This window comes from Marinobacter sp. (assembly GCF_048266785.1).
Lineage (GTDB): Bacteria > Pseudomonadota > Gammaproteobacteria > Pseudomonadales > Oleiphilaceae > Marinobacter.
Map to the genome: position 1 here is coordinate 1 of NZ_JBLWYX010000034.1, position 17,265 is coordinate 17,265.

The 17,265-nt window shown below is 56.7% G+C and carries 16 protein-coding genes and 1 pseudogene; 2 read left to right on the forward strand and 15 right to left on the reverse strand.

Annotation, left to right across the window (positions count from 1 at the left end):
- Both ACN0V1_RS20895 and ACN0V1_RS20900 read right to left on the reverse strand, forming a co-directional pair.
- Nucleotides 1-1,137 (reverse strand): TonB-dependent siderophore receptor (locus ACN0V1_RS20895; protein WP_417546795.1); only part of this gene is annotated, 1,137 nt, incomplete at its 3' end.
- 403 nt (nucleotides 1,138-1,540) lie between these two features.
- Nucleotides 1,541-1,909: a hypothetical protein gene (locus ACN0V1_RS20900; protein ID WP_125750693.1), complete on the reverse strand. Its 369-nt coding sequence runs from the start codon at nucleotides 1,907-1,909 to the stop codon at nucleotides 1,541-1,543.
- A gap of 234 nt (nucleotides 1,910-2,143) precedes the next feature.
- On the opposite strand from ACN0V1_RS20900, the gene ACN0V1_RS20905 reads away from it, so the two are divergent.
- Nucleotides 2,144-2,461 (forward strand): DMT family transporter, encoded by a 318-nt coding sequence (locus ACN0V1_RS20905; RefSeq protein ID WP_146941936.1) that lies wholly within the window; start codon nucleotides 2,144-2,146, stop codon nucleotides 2,459-2,461.
- Here the strand turns inward: ACN0V1_RS20905 and ACN0V1_RS20910 are convergent.
- From ACN0V1_RS20910 to ACN0V1_RS20935, 6 genes and pseudogenes are all read right to left on the reverse strand, one after another.
- Nucleotides 2,451-3,071 (reverse strand): annotated as a pseudogene (locus ACN0V1_RS20910) (nucleotidyl transferase AbiEii/AbiGii toxin family protein); the annotation flags it as partial. The gene ACN0V1_RS20905 and the pseudogene ACN0V1_RS20910 overlap by 11 nt on opposite strands.
- Complete coding sequence (locus tag ACN0V1_RS20915; RefSeq protein WP_417546796.1) at nucleotides 3,061-3,558, reverse strand: type IV toxin-antitoxin system AbiEi family antitoxin domain-containing protein; 498 nt, start codon at nucleotides 3,556-3,558, stop codon at nucleotides 3,061-3,063. The pseudogene ACN0V1_RS20910 and the gene ACN0V1_RS20915, both read right to left, overlap by 11 nt.
- Nucleotides 3,498-3,848, reverse strand: a complete 351-nt coding sequence (locus ACN0V1_RS20920; protein WP_417546797.1) for an AbiEi antitoxin N-terminal domain-containing protein — start codon at nucleotides 3,846-3,848, stop codon at nucleotides 3,498-3,500. The genes ACN0V1_RS20915 and ACN0V1_RS20920 overlap by 61 nt, the downstream gene beginning before the upstream one ends.
- Complete coding sequence (locus ACN0V1_RS20925) at nucleotides 3,739-4,053, reverse strand: hypothetical protein (RefSeq protein WP_417546802.1); 315 nt, start codon at nucleotides 4,051-4,053, stop codon at nucleotides 3,739-3,741. Before ACN0V1_RS20925 ends, ACN0V1_RS20920 begins: the two co-directional genes overlap by 110 nt.
- Before the next feature lie 266 nt (nucleotides 4,054-4,319).
- Nucleotides 4,320-5,801, reverse strand: a complete 1,482-nt coding sequence (locus tag ACN0V1_RS20930) for an APC family permease (RefSeq protein ID WP_146941934.1) — start codon at nucleotides 5,799-5,801, stop codon at nucleotides 4,320-4,322.
- Between the two features lie 51 nt (nucleotides 5,802-5,852).
- On the reverse strand, nucleotides 5,853-6,920 hold the full coding sequence (locus tag ACN0V1_RS20935) for a P1 family peptidase (protein ID WP_240645091.1): 1,068 nt from the start codon (nucleotides 6,918-6,920) through the stop codon (nucleotides 5,853-5,855).
- 234 nt (nucleotides 6,921-7,154) lie between these two features.
- On the opposite strand from ACN0V1_RS20935, the gene ACN0V1_RS20940 reads away from it, so the two are divergent.
- The gene (locus ACN0V1_RS20940; RefSeq protein WP_125750709.1) at nucleotides 7,155-8,015 is read left to right on the forward strand and encodes a MurR/RpiR family transcriptional regulator; all 861 of its coding nucleotides are present in this window, start codon (nucleotides 7,155-7,157) and stop codon (nucleotides 8,013-8,015) included.
- Nucleotides 8,016-8,244: 229 nt separating this feature from the next.
- Here ACN0V1_RS20940 and ACN0V1_RS20945 read toward each other — a convergent pair whose 3' ends face one another.
- The 7 genes from ACN0V1_RS20945 to ACN0V1_RS20975 form a co-directional block, all read right to left on the reverse strand.
- A complete protein-coding gene (locus tag ACN0V1_RS20945) occupies nucleotides 8,245-8,613 on the reverse strand; it encodes a tautomerase family protein (RefSeq protein WP_125753743.1) in 369 nt (122 codons plus the stop codon).
- A 78-nt stretch (nucleotides 8,614-8,691) separates the two neighbouring features.
- Nucleotides 8,692-11,202 carry a CoA transferase gene (locus tag ACN0V1_RS20950; protein ID WP_417546798.1) on the reverse strand — a complete coding sequence of 837 codons (2,511 nt, stop codon included), beginning with the start codon at nucleotides 11,200-11,202 and terminating at the stop codon, nucleotides 8,692-8,694.
- Nucleotides 11,203-11,278: 76 nt separating this feature from the next.
- A complete protein-coding gene (locus ACN0V1_RS20955; RefSeq protein ID WP_417546799.1) occupies nucleotides 11,279-12,841 on the reverse strand; it encodes a BCCT family transporter in 1,563 nt (520 codons plus the stop codon).
- Nucleotides 12,842-12,906: 65 nt separating this feature from the next.
- Nucleotides 12,907-13,668, reverse strand: coding sequence for an enoyl-CoA hydratase-related protein (locus ACN0V1_RS20960; RefSeq protein ID WP_240645201.1), 762 nt, complete (start codon nucleotides 13,666-13,668; stop codon nucleotides 12,907-12,909).
- Between the two features lie 70 nt (nucleotides 13,669-13,738).
- Nucleotides 13,739-15,160, reverse strand: a complete 1,422-nt coding sequence (locus ACN0V1_RS20965; RefSeq protein ID WP_240645093.1) for a CaiB/BaiF CoA transferase family protein — start codon at nucleotides 15,158-15,160, stop codon at nucleotides 13,739-13,741.
- 27 nt (nucleotides 15,161-15,187) lie between these two features.
- Entirely contained in the window at nucleotides 15,188-16,852 is a 1,665-nt protein-coding gene (locus ACN0V1_RS20970; RefSeq protein WP_417546800.1) for a GMC family oxidoreductase, read from the reverse strand.
- Between the two features lie 100 nt (nucleotides 16,853-16,952).
- The coding region (locus ACN0V1_RS20975) for an aldehyde dehydrogenase family protein (protein ID WP_417546801.1) at nucleotides 16,953-17,265 on the reverse strand (313 nt) is incomplete at its 5' end.

Consider the following 17,265-nt stretch of genomic DNA (forward strand, 5'->3'; position numbering starts at 1 on the left):
CCCAAGGTTCTGATAATCCGCCCCCAGCAGCAGGGTATTTTCTGTACGATCGGTGTACCAAGTGCCCACCATACGGTTATCAACCGTCAAACTATCAATGGTGCCATCCCGGTACACATGCCCGCGTGCCGCCTGACGTTCATCAGCCATAAAGAAGGCGTACGTACTGCGCAGCTCTAAATCCAGTTCGCTGTAGCGTAAATCCTGCTCGAAGCGCCACGTATCATTAAGCTGATGGCGTAGTTCATAGCCTAACGCCCACTGGGTACGGTTATCCTTATCGTAACCCGGCTCACTCAGGTTAGTCTGGGGGTCGACACGGCCAAAGGGAGTGTCTTGGACCGTACCATAGGGCAGTTTGAAGGAGTTGACTGGAACACCGTCATCTTTCTGCACACTGGCCAAAAAGGTAACCGTTGTATCGTCGCTAACATCCACCGCCAAACTCGGCGCAAAGTAGTAACGCTCGTTGTTAGTCGCGTTCAGATCACCATCACGTTCTTTATAAAGGCCGACCAAACGGTAACGAACATTATCACTCTCGCCTACCGGACCGCTGGTATCAATGCCCACTTGACGATGATCGCGATTGCCAAACTGTATATTCACCTCGCCCTGAGGCGTTTCTGTTGGGCGCTTGCTAACCGCATTAATCAAGCCCCCAGGAGGCGCTTCGCCATAAAGAATAGACGATGGACCTTTGAACACATCCACACGCTCCAAGCCAAATGGCTCCGGCAGCCATTGGTAGAAGCCTTCACGATAGATCCGCAGGCCATCTTGGTAAGTGGACTGATCAAACCCACGCACCTTAAACCAATCAGTGTTGTTATCACTGCCGAAATGCCCCGAGAGTACACCGGCACGATAACGGAAGGTTTCATCGAGTTGCTGAACGTTGCGCGTTTCTAACTCCTCACGATCAACGCTGGATACAGGGCGCGGCGTTTCCACCAGCGGCGTTTCCACTTTTAGTGCAGTTGCGGTTACCACGACAGGATCGTTAGCAATACGCTCTTCTTGAGCAAGTACCGCCAAAGGCGCAACGCTGAGCACTCCACTCAGCGATACCAACAGCGACCGGCGAACCGCCACAGGCAGCGGCGCGACAGAAAACGACATGGACGTAGGGAGCATAGGAAGGTCTCACGGGCATGAGGAGAAACATCATTATAGTAAGACGAATGATACGGATTTTTATTTGCATGCACAATAACGACAACGGTGCACGCCAATCACGCTTTTAAGCGAATGTTCCGTAGCAATCTAAAACAGCTAGAGATGCGGGAATAATCAATGAAGGCATTCTGAAATGTATTGTTAACCGACAGTTGTGCCAAGACGACTGGACACTATCATCGCTGCTGATTTATAGGCTGTTACACAGCCTCGGGCAGGAGCGCTGTTTTAGCCAACATTGATGCAACTTTTAAGCTAACCGGCGGCAATGGAACACAGCGGAATTGCCATCCGGTGCAAAGCCTTGTTCAGCATTTTCCTTGTTGGACATTGCAAGCATCGAACACGCCTGCATTAGTACTCATCCGAAAATATGAAACCCTTGCTGCAGCCTTCCGATGATTGCGAACAAACCGCTTCCCATTACCAGAGCGAGAAGGAACACTCCTGCAATGAGACACACATAAAGTAATGTCCAAGAACTGGCGGAGGCTGAATTCAGCTGCTCGTTGGAAGCTTTAGTGGAGCAACGGTGGATTCGGCTCAAACTTCGCTCCACGCCAAGAGCAATGCCACCAATAACGCCAAACAGCAGCGCGACCGCAAAAGTGATGGCTCGGTACTGCTCATTAATACAACCATCCCACACCAAAATAGCACCGTTAGTCCAAGCTAATGCGGTGCCACCCCATGAGACAAGTTGATAGATAAACCTAAGCGTATGGGTCATTGCTTGCTCGTACTATTGGTTTGCCTGCCAAATATTAATGATACACCTGTCTACATAAGCAGAATGACCCCGACGATGCCAGTCAGATAGTTGTCACGACATTTCTCAACGAAAACCTGGTGGATCAACTGCTTCTCACGAGCTAATATAGGCCTCTTCAAAGGAGGACGACCTCCCCCATCTTGGGCAATAATGACCAGGACGACCTGGCCCCGTTAGATTCCGGAGGGGTCAATGCCTTGGTTCTATCTTCTCGTTGCCGGTGTTCTTGAAGTTGTATGGGCTTACGCAATGAAGCAATCTCATGGCTTCAGTCGACTCATACCATCACTCATTACAATCTCAGCGATGGTGGCCAGCTTCTGGCTGTTAGCCGTTGCCATGCGAACTATTCCGCTCGGAACGGCCTATACGATCTGGACTGGAATAGGGGCTGTCGGGGCGTTTCTGGTCGGAATTGCCTTTTTGGCTGAGCCGGTTAGTACATCAAGAATCATTGCTATGATTCTGATTGTTTCAGGATTGGTGTTGATGAAGCTATCAAGCGCCTAAGTCGCGGGTTGATCACTTCGTTCAAGGGCCTGGGATGCCCCAGCAGATAGACCAGGAAGCCTTCGAATACGCTTCGATCGAGGCCGCCCTGGTTTAGAAGCAGCTTCACATCGAAAAGGTCCCGGGGGTGCTGGCGATCCAGCGCAGCGCAAATCTTGCCGCCGTACAGGTCCGGCAGCGACACCACCTGCACCGCCGCAAAGCCGTACTCGTCCTCAACGGATTCAACGACACCGCGCTCCTGGGTCGGGTGCAGAGTGCCACGTAGTACCGGCGATACCTCCACCTTCACCTGGCTACGCCCTCGGCGCACCAGGATTCTCAGCTCGTCTCGGCGATTATCCTGAAGCTCGGCCCGCACGCCTGGCAGCCGAGAGTTGAAGGCCTCTGCGAGGCGCTGCAGCGCCTCGCGACAGCGTCGTAGTGCCTCGTCACGGGGCTCCAACGGCAGGTAGGCCAGGTCGATATCGACCGATAGACGGGGTAATGGCTGCACGAAGAGGTTGATGGCCGTACCGCCCTTCAGGGCGAAGCACGGCTCGTCATTGAGGAAAGGCAGCAGCGAGACCAACAGCCTGACCTGTTCATGGTAGCGAGCTTCAATCGGCATGCAGGAACGCCTCCGGCACCGTCACGTGATATTCCCTATCCAACTTGCCGCCCTGGCAGAGCTGCCGCTTGCCTCTGCCGAGGTCCAGTCGGTCTGGTGCCAGCCGACCGTACCAGGCATGCCCGGCGTGGCGAGCCAGCACCAGGAAGGCCCGCTTGGTTCTCACCGAACGACACCCCTCTAGCAATGCCTGCAGCCGGCGCGGGCGCAGCGTGTTAAGCCCGCCGAAGGTGTCCACCAGCTCACTGCTGAACAGCAGCGCATTCGGCGTCACGGCGATCCACTCCAAGACCGCTCGCTCGGGGGTCGATACCTGCAAGTTGAAGGCCCTGCCATCCGGCGCGTAGTCCGTGAAGCTGCCGGGAAGCTGCACCGGCAGGCCCTTTTCGGAGTGGAGCACCATCCGCCCTGCCCACTCGGCATCATTCAACCAACGGGGCAGCCGAACGGCTTCCTTGCCATACAGATACGTTGTGCTCTCCCCCATGGGCAGATAGTGGGCAAAGCCATGCAGTGCCAGGGCCGTTTGGCCACCGGGCCAAAGCGGTGTAAGCCCGTGTGGTCGCTCGTCTGCAGGGCGAAGACAGCGCTCTCCCAGGTAAGAGGCTCCCCCGCTTGGCAGTAGGCGCCGTGCCCCACGCGCTGCAGCCAGCCACTGCTGGCCAGCTTACGCGCCTGATCTGAAGTGACGCCGTGTGAGGCCAGCCAAGCGGTCGTCACCACGGCACCATACGGGTTGTGCAGTAAATGGTTTATCTTCAAGTACAGAAACGCCATTAAAGGACGTTTTTAGCGAAGAATTTAAACCGAAAGCTGAGTCTCCGACCCTGCTTGAATCCAAGTTTAGCCGGATCAGATAGAGCTGAACATCGGCAATTTCGTCACGCACGGCGGCCAGTTGCTGCTCATCCAGTTGCACTCCTGCAGCTTTACGCGTGTAGTAAACGATGCCAGAGCCTGCTACCGGACCAAGCCACTCCACTGCCTATGCCAACGCCAGAGCGTGAAGCAAAAATGTACTCGGGTCGATACACCACACACCAATGACAAGGCAGAGCGGTTCATTCAAACCGCTCTGCCTGAGAGTGGGCCTAAGCCTAGCACTATGAAAGTTCGGAAGCGCCAAGCGAGCCTCTGCCCGCTTGGCTTTACCAGTACAACTGGCATCGGCCCCATATCAGCCTGAATGATCAGCTTCCTGTTAGCAGGCCAATTATTTCAGTGAAAAAACCTAGTGGGTTGACACACTTAGTGCGCTGCTTGCTCAGGCATTGGCTCGCCTCCCACCAGTGTGTCCAACTGTCTCTTCGAGCTTTCCCGAATGGCAATGAATCCGATGATAAAGGCGCCGATGGGAATCACAGCAAGTACCGAGCTGACAGCCACGCTGAGTCCAGTCACCTGAGTGAAGTTGCCAAGTACTAGGTACAGGATAAAGGTCAATAGCAGACAGGCAACAACGGGGACCACACGGGTCGCCACCACCCGGCCTTGGGCGAGGGAGGGAGAGCGGTAAAAGAACACGACCGTCGCCACCGAGGTTAGCAGCATGAGAAGCACCATGCCGACCGTGGCAATGCCAGCCATGGAGCCGAATACTCCGACCAGCGGGCTGGCACCACTGAGCGCGCACAGCGCCACCAACACCAGGGCGCTCGCAGACTGGATCAGCGACGACACATGTGGCGAGCCATGCGAGTGGTGAACCTTCGAGAAGATACTGGGCAAGATATCGAAGTTCGCCAGCACGAACTGGTAACGCGCCACGATATTGTGGAACGACAGGATGCAGGCGACGAGGCTGGTCAACAGCAACACTTCCATGATGTCGGTAAGAACACGGCCGGTATAGAAACGTGCGGTATCCAGCACCATGTTGCCGCCGTTGCCAAGGTAGTCGTTGGCGACGGCATGTACGGTATCCGGGCCCCAAGCGTACACTAGGCACCAGCACGATACGGTATAGAAGCCGCCGATGATGAAGACCGCCCAGTAGGTTGCCCGGGGAATAGTACGATCCGGGTCATGCGCTTCATCGCGAAACACGGCGGTGGCTTCGAAGCCGATGAACCCCGTCACGCTGAACAGTACCGCGATGCCAAACGGCCCCCAGTCGCCGGTCGCGGCAGGCACCGCAGGCAGAATGCCCAGGGCACTGCCACTGGGTTCAAGCACAATGAACGCGTTCATGACAATGACCACCCCGATTTCCAGGATGAGCGCTACCGCCAGCACCTTCGAACTAAGCTCGATATCGCGATACCCTAGGGCGGCGACCACCACAAGCGCTCCACCGGCATAGAGCCACCAGGGCAGCGACGGCCCCCCGATAGTGGTCATCGCCTCGGCGGCGGCCCAACCAAAGAACCCATAGATGCCTAACTGAATGGCCGTATAGGTGATCAGAGCCACAAAGGCGGTTGCCTGGCCCGCTCGCGGCCCCAGCCCGGTACCCACATAGGTAAAAAAGGCGCCAGCCTCCTTCACGTGGGGTGTCATCGCGACAAATCCTACCGAAAATAGGAACAGCACGAGGGAGGCAAACAGAAAGCCCAGCGGTGCCATCGCGCCATTGCCGAGTCCGAGCGCCAGCGGAGTATTGCCGTTGACGACTGTCAACGGAGCGGCGGCGGCAACGACCATAAACACGATGCCCGCGGTGCCGAGTTTCCCCGACAGCCGATTGTGCTGGCTCGAGAGAGCCGTGGAACAAGCTTGAGAAGTCTTCATGAGTAGGTGGTTTCCTTATTGTTGTTGGTCGGAAAACATCAGTTGCACGTTTTAGGCAGGCATCGGCGGCTTCGCCTCCATACCCAATCCGGCCCGACGCATGAGCGGCGCCAGCCGCTGTAGATCCAGTGCGGGGCACCATCCCTGGGGCTTGGCCATCGGTGCGCCTTCGGCCATAAACATGGCGTTGAGAACGGCCTCGTCGGTGGCTTGCACTACTGCCATATAAAGGTCGTCGAAGCACTCGTCGTTGAGGTGGCACATCTGCTGTCGGGCTTTCCCCAGTTGAGGCAAGGGCCCGTCATTTGCGGTGCTGAAGGCCAGGAAGATGTCGCCCGAATCATTGCCACCGGGACTGCCGGTGCGCGAGATGCCGAGCCCGGCACGCTGGGCCAGGCGCTTCAGCTGGTGTGGCAGCATGGGGGCGTCCGTTGCGATAATGGCGACGATGGAACCGCGCTCACGGTTGAGTTCCTTGGGCCAGTTGCCGTCATCCAGAGACTTGCCGACAGGAACCCCTAGCACGTTGAGCCAGTCGCGCTTGCCATGGTTGGCCTGGACCAGCACACCGACGGTATACGCCTGGTCATCGATGACGACTCGCCGCGACGAAGTCCCCGTTCCGCCCTTGAAGCCATAGCAGATCATGCCGTTGCCGCCGCCGACGTTGCCTTCTTCGAGGTTGCCAGCATGGGCGCTGGCCAGGGCCGCGTGGACATGGTGAGCCTCAACGTGCTGGCCGTTGATGTCGTTGAGCACACCATCGTAGGTTTCTGCGACCACCGGCATCGCCCACAGGTGGTGTGACTCGAAGGTTGCGGCGTACTGCTCCAGCATCCAGCGCGTGGTGGCATGGTGGACGATGCCCACGCTATGCGAATTCGTCAGACAGACCGGGCCGACAAAGTAGCCGCCATGCTCAATCCAGTGGGTACCGGTCATTTCGCCGTTGCCATTGAGCGCGTGAAACCCTGCCCAGACGGGGCGCGGTGTGCGACTTCTCCCGTGGGGCAGAATGGCGGTCACACCGGTCTTGACCGGCCGCCCGTTGGCAGCCTTGCCATCGAGCGTCTCATAGCCGACCAGCACACCGGGGACGTCGGTGATGGCGTTGTACACGCCTGGCTCCCCGGGCGGTGACAAGCCTGCTTCGCGTACTCGCATTCTCTGCATAGACATAACCTCCCCATCATCGGTGGTAGAATCCCATCGCCGACGCAAGCTTCGCGTGGCCTTGAAGCGGTCGGGCACTCTCCTGTTCGGGAAGCCGACGGTATTCGTGCTCGACTTCGCTGCCCCAGACTTACTTTTCTACGACATTAAAATACCAAAATCAATAAAGGTGACATTAAAATGTCAGAATCGCGAGCTTCAGCTCATCTGAAACAGGACGTCGACGCGCTAGAAGGCGAGCTTTCGCGGGCGGAGCGAGCGCTCTATGCAACGCTACAGGCCAACCTGGAAAATCTGGCATTTGAGACCGGCGCAAGCCTTGCCCAGAAAAGTGGCGTGAGCCCAAACACGGTGAGTCGGTTCATGCGACGCCTTGGTTACAAGGGGCTGAACGGTCTGAAGGATGCATTGCGCGACGAACTGCGCTCCGGTTCACTGCTGAACGCCACCCTAATCGAGCGGATGGAACACCAGTCTGCGGACTTAGTAAGGCATTTCAGCGCCGAGATTGAAGCGCTCAAAGTCTTCGCCGAACAGCTTTCTGGCCAACACTGGCAAGACATCGTGGAGCGCGTCAGCGCTGCCGAGCGCGTCTTCGTCTGTGGGTTCCAGACCGTGCGGGGGCTGGCCGAGGATTTTGCTAACCGCCTGGCGTTGGTCAGACCTGGCGTGGAATTCATCGACCTCTACAGCGGCGTCCTGGGGCAATGGATGGACAGCCAGAACAGTCGGTGCTGCGTTATCCTGATCGATATCACGCCCTACGCCGAGGCCGGCATCACCTTTGCCAACGAGTGTCTGGCCAACGATACCGATCTGGTGGTGTTCAGTGACGAGTACGGTATCGCTCGCTATATCGATACCCCCTACATCGTCAGCATGACTACCGAAACCAGTCTTATTCTGGAGTCCACTGGGGGGCTGACGAGCGCCTTGAATGTACTGCTGCACTATGTGGCAAAAGCACACAAGAGCAATTTGCGCGAACGCCTAGAAGCATACCGCGCCCGGGTACAGCAGCTGCGGCTATATGCAAACTGAAGGAATAGGTACGACGTCGTAAAGCGACATGACGATGGAAGCTAACCTAGTTCTGTGATCGACCAGAACTCGCTGATCGCCCCCTTTCTTAGGTTGTTCGACGCGAACATTGTTGGCTGCGAACGTGCAGGTCGGGTAGCTGTCGACGTCATCAACTAATTCGCCGTTGGCGCTGAATGACAAAGGCCCGCGCTTGGCGGGCCCAGTGCACAATAGCAACTACCTTATCTTACTCAGGACAGAATTGAGCGACCCCATCCTGGAATGACCAATCGATATCTCGGTTTTCAGTGATAGTAATCATCACGTTACCAGGATCGATGCCGGGATTTCGAGCGAGTGATTCGACCACTCTGGCGTAGAACGCTTTTTTGGCATGATCCGGTCGTCCAGCTCTCATCACTAGATGCATCATGACGCGATCTTCAGCGCGTGTTTGAAGCTGAAGATGATCAGCTTCGCACTCATTGATCACCTGATAGCGATCATCTTCAGGAAAATCCATGGTATCGATCACCGCGGCGTTGACCTCATCGGCAATCGCTTTGATGTAGTCTCTCGACTTTCCTTTAAGCACATTGATAGTGACAAACGGCATCATTAACTCCAGTAGCAACCAGGACATTGGTTGTCATCGATTCATAGAAAAATAAAAATACGCTATCCATGGCAGTCTTCACGTCGGGAGATACTCTCGGCTCCAGCTCTCCGACACGACGCCATCTTCTATCAGGCGATCAATCTCGTCGGTGGAGTGGCCAAGTTCTTCGAGCACGCTGCGGGTCGAGGCTCCATACTTTTCAGATGGCGCCAAGGGATAGATCCTTCCCCTTTTGGGACGAATGGCATAGGGGTCGAGCTGAGTGATCACGTGCCCACTCGGGTGATCCTCGTAGACTGAGAATGAATAGCTGCCACGGTCAACACCTGTACTGTCATCAGCCGGATAGGCATTGTAGGAGCGTAGCGTCTCAAGGTTTTCACAGACGGCAGCGGCGATGTCGGCAGCCTGCAAGCGCTCTACCCAGTCCAGAGCACGCATGGTCAAAAAGCGGGGTGCCAAGAAGGCGGCGCGCTCCTCCTTTGGTAGCTCGACCAGATCTTCCAAACCCTCTACATTGGCGAATTTGGGCAGATCATACTCATAGGCGCTGATCAGCAGGATGCCATCTGAAGCGGAATAGAAACGCGACAGATCATCGTAACCATTGACCTCACGGCCCGCCGGTTCATCGAATAGCCCGCGACGCTCGTAGTCGTAACAGAACGGCAGTTGAGCCAGACCGCTCAGGGCCGACAGCGAGGTCTTTACCCGGTCAACCTTGCCGGTCTTGAGCTTTTGGTACAGCGCCGTGGCGATACCGAGCGAGGCACCAAAGCCACACATGACATCGATGGTGCCGACGTGGGCGTGTTCTTCAGGCGTGTCCATGCTGCCGCCGAAGCGCAGCATGATGCCAGTTGTCGCCTGCACCAGGTCGTCGTAACCCAGGTAATTGGTTCGCGGGCCCGGTAGCACACCGCTGAAACAGTCCAATTGACAGAAGATAGCCTGGGGATTTAGGCGCTTCATGCCCTCTTCGGTCAGGCCCATACGCTCCACCTGCTTGTCGGTGGCATTCCAGACCACCACATCGCTCTGGCGAATGAGTTCGTCGAGAATTTCCCGGCCTCTCGGCTGCGTGATATCGGTCAGCACGGATTGCTTGGAGCGCATATGAGACAGGCCGAAGATGACCGTATTCCAGCAGTCATAGAAGGGTTTGGCCGGATCAATCTTGATGATTTCCGCACCGAAGCGAGCCAGATACGCCACGGAATGGGGTCCAGCGATCACATTGCACAGATCAAGGACACGAACTCCCTCTAGCCAACCATCGCGGGCATTCTTGGCGCGCACCCGCGGCAGTTTGGTCTCGATTCTGAGCAGTGCGTTCAGCGCATCCTGATAGCCCACCCAACGGCGTGGAGAAGGAGACAGCATCTCCGTGCCACTGCCCTGCAGCCATATCATCGGACCCGGTTGTATCATCAGGCCAAATTCTGGATCGTCCACCTCGACCATCAGGCCGGCAGTCTCGGCATGGTCGTCGTGGATCCACTCTTGCAACCAGCGCTGGGGGGCACCGGGAAACTTGCCACGGCCGAAAATCTTCTCCCACTCCTTCGAGGTGCGGGTCATGAAGACATCTTTCATGCGGGCGGCGATATGGTCGGCCCAATGCTTGGGCAAAGGGTAGACCCCAAGCGACATATCGGAAGACCATTCGCTGGTCGGACGATAGGTATCCGGTTCCTCGTTCATACCTTCGGCAACTAGGTCATCGTAGATACCTAATACCTTCAGACAGCGTTTGGCATGCTGATTGTGGCTCGGACAGACCACATAGAACATGCGCCCATCCTTGCACTTATAGCTACGATAAAAGGGATCCAGCAGTTCCTGGAGCTCATCGTAGCTGAGATTCATGGGCAGGCCTTCGATACGCCGACGCTCGATTTCCTTCTCGCGCTGCGTCTTGTAGCGCTCCGGCAAGTCATCGATCTTGATCGAGTTGTACGTCAGGCCTTCCATCAAGGCGCAGACCAGCGGGACTTCGATTTCATCCCCCAACCCCGTGCGCTCACGGGCCTGCAGTGCCAGCATGGCCGACGATGCCGCCAGCATGGTGCCGTAAGCAGAGCCCAGTGGCAGCGGTGAGAACGACGGATTGATCCCCATCAGTACCCGGTTGAGACCCATATCCGTGAAGACACCGGAATTGGCCGCGATGACGCTCTCAAAGGCATGCCAGTCACGCCGAAGTTGGTCGTTGGAGGCAAAGCCGGGAATCGATAGCGTGATCAGCTCCGGACGCTCCTCACGCAAGGCGGAGAAGTCGATACCGAGACGCGCCATCACGCCGGGACGGAAGCTCTCGATGACAATATCGGCTTCCTCGATCAGCGCCAGGGCCTGGTCACGCCCCTCTTGCTGTTTGAGGTCGATAGATACGATCAGCTTGTTGCGATTAAGCGTTGCATTGGCAGGTGACGTCCAAAGGGGCCCCCCGGGGGGATCGACGTGGACGACCGTGGCGCCAAGATCCGCCAGAATCATGGCCACCGCAGGACCAGCAATGAACTGACCAAAATCGATAACCTTGACATCTTTCAATGGCAGGTTTGAATGGGGGTTTAATGCCATTATAGGGCTCCTTATCATGCCGATTTGTTGCTTGTTTGGATCGTAAGGAGGCATCCCTGCCTCCTGAAATGGGCAATTACTTGCGGTGATCTTCGATGACTAGGTGCGGCTCCAGAACCTTCTTGGCAAAGTCCTGACGCAGCCAACGAATAAGTGACCACGTCAGAATGCCCAATACCGGGATCATGGGGAGAGCCACGACGATGGTCGATGTCTGGACAGCCTTGAGTCCGCCCAACTGAATCAGAGCCACCCCCACTCCCGCTATCAAGAAGGCCCAGGTTAAGCGAATGGATCGCTTGGGTTCCTGATAACCAGACAGTTTTCGAGAGGTAACCGATGCCAAGACATAAGCGGAGCTGTCCAGCGTGGTTGCCAGAAAAATGAAACACAGCAGGATAAATACGCCCGTGACCACCTCTGACATGGGCAGCGTATTGAGAATGGCTTCTACGGCTGCGGGTATACCGCCTTCATCGAGAATACCGGCCACATCCAGCACACCACTGATCTGCAGGTCAAGCGCATAGCCTCCCCAGATAGCGAAGAAGACCCAGCATCCCAGCGCACCAAACACCATCTCCGCGATGATCAGCTCACGAATGGTACGTCCGCGAGAGATACGCGCCACGAACAACCCCATCATGGGCGCGTAGGCGATCCACCAGGCCCAATAGAAGACAGTCCAGTCTTGCCAGAAGGTCGAGCCGCCGACTGGATCGGTCCAGAGGCTCATTTCCACGAAGTGAGAGGTCATATTGCCAAGACTGTTCACCCAGCCTTCAATCATGAACAGCGAATCACCTACCAAAAAGGTGAACGCGAGTAGGAAGATGGCCAGCCAGACATTGATGTCGGACAAGATACGAATCCCCTTCGCCAGCCCGAACCATACGCTGGCCGAAAAAATCGCTGTCCAGACCAACAATATTCCAACATCGAGCATGAAAGACGGCGCGATACCAAACAACCCACTGACCAGCTGAGACACCAGTGGTACCGCCAAACCCAGCGACGTCCCCACACCGCCCACGATACCAAACACGACAACCGCATCGAGTATCGAGCCTATCCAGCCATCAGAGTGACGGCCTAGAACGCCACGCGAGGCGACAGAGAGCCTGACACCGGGACGATTGTGGACATACATCGAATAGGCAATCGGAATCGCGGGCAGGCAATAGATTGCCCAGGGAGTGAAGCCCCAATGGAACTGGCCGTAGCTGAGGGCCCACTCAGCGGCAGCATTACTCGAAGGCTCTACACCAAAGGGAGGGCTCGTAAAATAGTAAATGGGTTCAACCCATGCCCAGTTGACGATTGCAATACCGATACCACCGGCAAAGATCATCGCCACCCAGCTAAAATAGGAAAACTCAGGCTTGTCGTCCGGCCCACCTAGACGCACATTGCCAAACCGACTTAACGCCAACCCTATAAGAAACAGGACGATGCTAAGCCCAGCAAGCATATATAACCAACCGAAATTTCCGGTTGCAAAGGCGAAAGCGGCATTAACCAGGAGAGTCCCCGAGTCTGGGAACATTATAAGAGGAACTATCAGCCCAAGGATAACAAGGACCGAAGGTATAAAAACCCTTAAATCCATGCTATCGCCAGGCTTGTTTGGCGTGTTCATGTTATCTACCTATTAGTTGTTGATATTTGTTTTTTCTAGGTTTATTGACAGGGCTTTGAATATATCTAACGGTGACGAAAAACCGGAGCACGCTTCTTGACGAAGGCACTCATACCCTCCTTCTGCCCCTCGGTCGCGAAAGCCGCCTGAAAGAGCAGGCGCTCCTGACGTAAGCCTTCAGCAAGGGGAGTTTCAAAGGCAGCGTTAACGGCAGACTTGGCCATCTTGACGGCCGGTTCGTTGTAGCCGGCGATGGTATGAGCCGCCTCAAGCGCGTGTTGCATCAAATCATTCTTTGGCACCACCCGAGCAACCAAGCCAATCTCCTTGGCTTCCTGGGCGCCGATGTTGCGACCTGTTAGTACCAGATCCATTGTCATCGCTTTACCGATGGAGCGAGCCAAACGCTGCGAACCACCAATACCTGGTAGTATGCCCAGCTTGATTTCCGGCTGGCCGAACTGTGCATCGTCCGAGGCGATGATAAAGTCGCACAACAAGGCCAGCTCACAGCCGCCACCTAGCGCGAACCCACCCACCGCAGCAATGATGGGTTTGGAGATCTGCCGTACCTGATCCCAAGGCGATAGGAAGTCATCCATATAAAAGTCGGTGAAGGACTTCTCAGCCATCTCCTCGATATCCGCACCAGCCGCGAACGCTCTTGGGTTGCCGGTGACGACAATCGCACCGATGCCCGGATCCGCATCCATCTCGCGAAGCACGGCGAGTGTTTCTTCCGCCAATTGCCGATTGAGTGCATTCAGACTCTTCGGACGGTTGAGGATGATGAGGCCAACCCGTTCGCGCCGCTCAACAACGATCATCTCGGGATCGTTGTTGCTCGACTTATCTGAAGAGGCGGGCGCAGCGTGCTTCGTTTGTGTTTGCAATTTCTTATCCATTTTCCATCTCCGATTTACTTTTGGCGGTCGACTTGGGTTGTGGCTCAGAGTTTGACGATCGGCCCCGCTCGTTTTCAGACGCTACTTGGGCGTTCTTACTCTTCGGCTCGTTTCTCGAAAGAGCGGCCCCTGAATCACCGGATGCGACAGGACGAAACGCCCATGGAGTGTCCGTTCCAGATTCCGGTAACGAGCCCTGAATGTCCGGCTGTGTTGGCAAATGATAGGAACCATGACGAGCCATCAACTCCGTCAAGATGGCTTCTCGATGTTGCCCAAGACCCGGCGCACTCATTGGGACGCCACTATCAAAGTCCTCGCGCCCGGTCAGCTTGATCGGATTACCCGCTGTTTTGAAAGGCTTACCGGCCTTACCCTGAACCTGAACGATCATATTTCGAGCTTTCAGCTGCGGATGATCGAATAGCTTGTCGATGGTGTTGATCGGCGAACAAGGCACCCCCTCCTCGTTCAGCAGATCCACCCAGTGCTGCACGGGCTGCTCCAGTAGGATCTTTTCCATTTCAGCGACCAACTCGGGCCGGTTGTGACAACGCAAGTCGTTACTGATAAACCGAGGATCGAAGGCGAGCCTTGCCGCACCGATGGCATCGGCCATTAATAGGAAAAGGGTATCGTTGCCAGCGGCGATGACGAGCTTGCCGTCCTTGGCATTGAAGCTTTCGAAGGGCGCCAGTGAGGGGTGGCAATCGCCGGTTCGGTTCGGCACTTTCCCCTCGATGTCATAGCGAGCCAATGCGGTTTCCATCAGTGCCGCCTGGCAGTCGAGCATGCCGATATCGACACGGGTTCCCTGAGCATCCTTGGTTCGGCTATAGAGCGATGCGATGATACCGATCGCCGCGAACAGTGCCGCACTCAGGTCACCGAAGCTGGTTCCCACGCGAGCCGGCTCACCATCGGGCCACCCCGTCAGGCTCATAATTCCCCCCATGGCCTGCACCACCATGTCGTAGCCGGGTAACTCACTGAAGGGGCCGGTATGACCGAAGCCAGAGATCGATGAGTAGATTAAGTGAGGGTGCGTCATGGCCAAGCGTTCCGGGCCATACCCCAGACGGTCCATCACTCCAGGCCGAAAGTTTTCGACTAGCACATCAGACTCGTCCAATAATCGTTCCAGCAGCTCGCGGTCGCGCGGCGACTTAATATCCAGGACAATGCTTTCCTTGTTCCTGTTGAAGCAGCTGAAATACGCGCTCTCGCCCTCGACGAACGGTCCAAACTCCCGCGTGTCATCGCCGGTTCCGATCTTTTCAATCTTAATGACACGGGCGCCTAAATCGGCCAGCACCATGGTGCAATAGGGCCCGGCGAGTACCCGAGAAAAATCAAGCACGGTAATCCCGTTGAGAGGGCCCTTCTTAAGTTCCGTTTGCGTTGAGGTGGTCATCGGTGTTCTCCCAAATTTCTGTCAGTTTTATTGTGATTTTAGGATCCAGCCCGCTGCCTTCTCGGCGATCATCAGTGTCGGTGAGTTGGTATTGCCGCTGGTGATAGTCGGCATGATGCTGGCATCCACCACGCGCAGGCCGGTCACGCCCCTCACCCGAAGGTGGGAATCCACTACCGCCATGGGGTCATCGTCGCGCCCCATCTTGGCGGTGCCTACCGGATGGAAGATGGTGGTACCGATATCACCAGCCAGCCGAGCGAGGTCTTCGTCGCTCTGGTACTGCACCCCAGGCTTGAACTCTTCGGGATCGTACTTGGCGAAGGCTGGCTGGGAGGCGATGTGGCGTGTGACCCGCAGGGAGTCAGCGGCGACCTGGCGATCCTCCTCCGTGCTCAGATAGTTGGGAGAGATAGCGGGCGCCTGGCGGGGGTTGCCACTCTTGATGCGCACCGTGCCACGGCTGGTCGGATTGAGGTTGCACACACTCGCCGTGATGGCTGGAAAGTCATGCAGCGGCTGTCCGAAGGCCTCAAGGCTCAGCGGTTGAACGTGATATTCGAGATTAGGATGCTCATACTCCTTGGAGCTTCGAGTGAAGATACACAGCTGGGAGGGCGCCATGCTCATTGGACCGGAGCGTTTTAGGATGTATTCCAGTCCGATCTTCGCTTTCCCTACCAACGAATTGGCCATGGTATTGAGTGTTTTGGCACCCTTGACCTTGTAGATCGAGCGAATCTGCAGATGATCCTGCAGGTTCTCGCCCACACCGGGCAGATCGGCCACCACCGGGATGGCGTGCTCGGCAAGCAGCGCTGTCGGACCGATCCCCGAGAGTTGCAGCAGTTGCGGCGAGCCGATGGCACCGGCAGAAAGTACCACCTCGCAACGGGCTGTCGTCACGACCTTCTTACCCGCACGTTCGACCGTGACACCACAGCAGCGAGGCTCGCTGCCCTCGCCCGAAGCGAAGTCGAGTTTCAGTACCTGGGTGGAGTGCCAAACCGTCAGGTTACCGCGCTGCTCAACGCCCCGCAGGAACGCCTTGGAGGCATTCCAGCGCCAGCCCGAGCGCTGGTTGACCTCGAAAGCGTCCACCCCCTCGTTGTCACCTCGGTTGAAGTCGCGGGTGCGTGGGACGCCGGCCTCCACCGCCGCGGTTGCGAAGTCGGCCAATACCTGCCACTTCAGGCGCTGCTTCTCGATGCGCCACTCGCCACCATGACCATGGAATTTATAGTGGTCAGGATCGGCGTCGCCCCCTTCGTCCAAGCGATAATGATCCTCGTGCCGCATGAAGTCGGGCAGGCAGTTATCCCAACGCCAGGCATCGTCACCGGTTAGCTCGGCCCAACCATCATAGTCGCGAGCTTGGCCACGCAGGTAGAGCATGCCATTGATGCTGGAGCAGCCACCCAGGGTTTTACCCCGCGGATAAATCAACGAGCGACCGTTCAGGCCCGGGTCGGGCTCGGTACGGAATCGCCAGTCAGTCCGCGGATTGTTGATGCAGTACAGGTAGCCCACCGGAATGTGGATCCAGTGATAGTTGTCACGGCCGCCGGCCTCGATCAGCAGCACCCGGTTGGCCGGGTCCGCGCTGAGTCGGTTGGCAAGCAGGCAGCCGGCAGTGCCGGCGCCCACCACGATATAGTCAAAGGCATGGGTATTGTTGGTCTGATCAGCCATGGCGTGCTCTCGCTGGGCATGCCGACCCGCCTGCGGGCGATCTCCGATCGGGGACTCGCCCCGATCGGCCGGCATACCGGTCAGTCAGTGAAGGGAGGAATTATTTTGCCGTCGGCATGGCGAACTCGGCGCCTGCGTCGATGGAGTCTGACCAACGCTGCATGATCGACTTCTGCTTGGTGTAGAAGCGTACCCCTTCTTCACCATAGGCATGGGTATCGCCGAACATCGAACGCTTCCAGCCACCGAAGCCGTGCCAAGCCATGGGCACCGGAATCGGCACGTTGATGCCAACCATGCCGACCTGAATGCGCCGACCGAACTCGCGAGCCACGCTGCCGCTCTCGGTGAAACAGCTAACGCCGTTGCCAAATTCGTGATCGTTGATTAGCTGAATGGCGGTGGCGACGTCC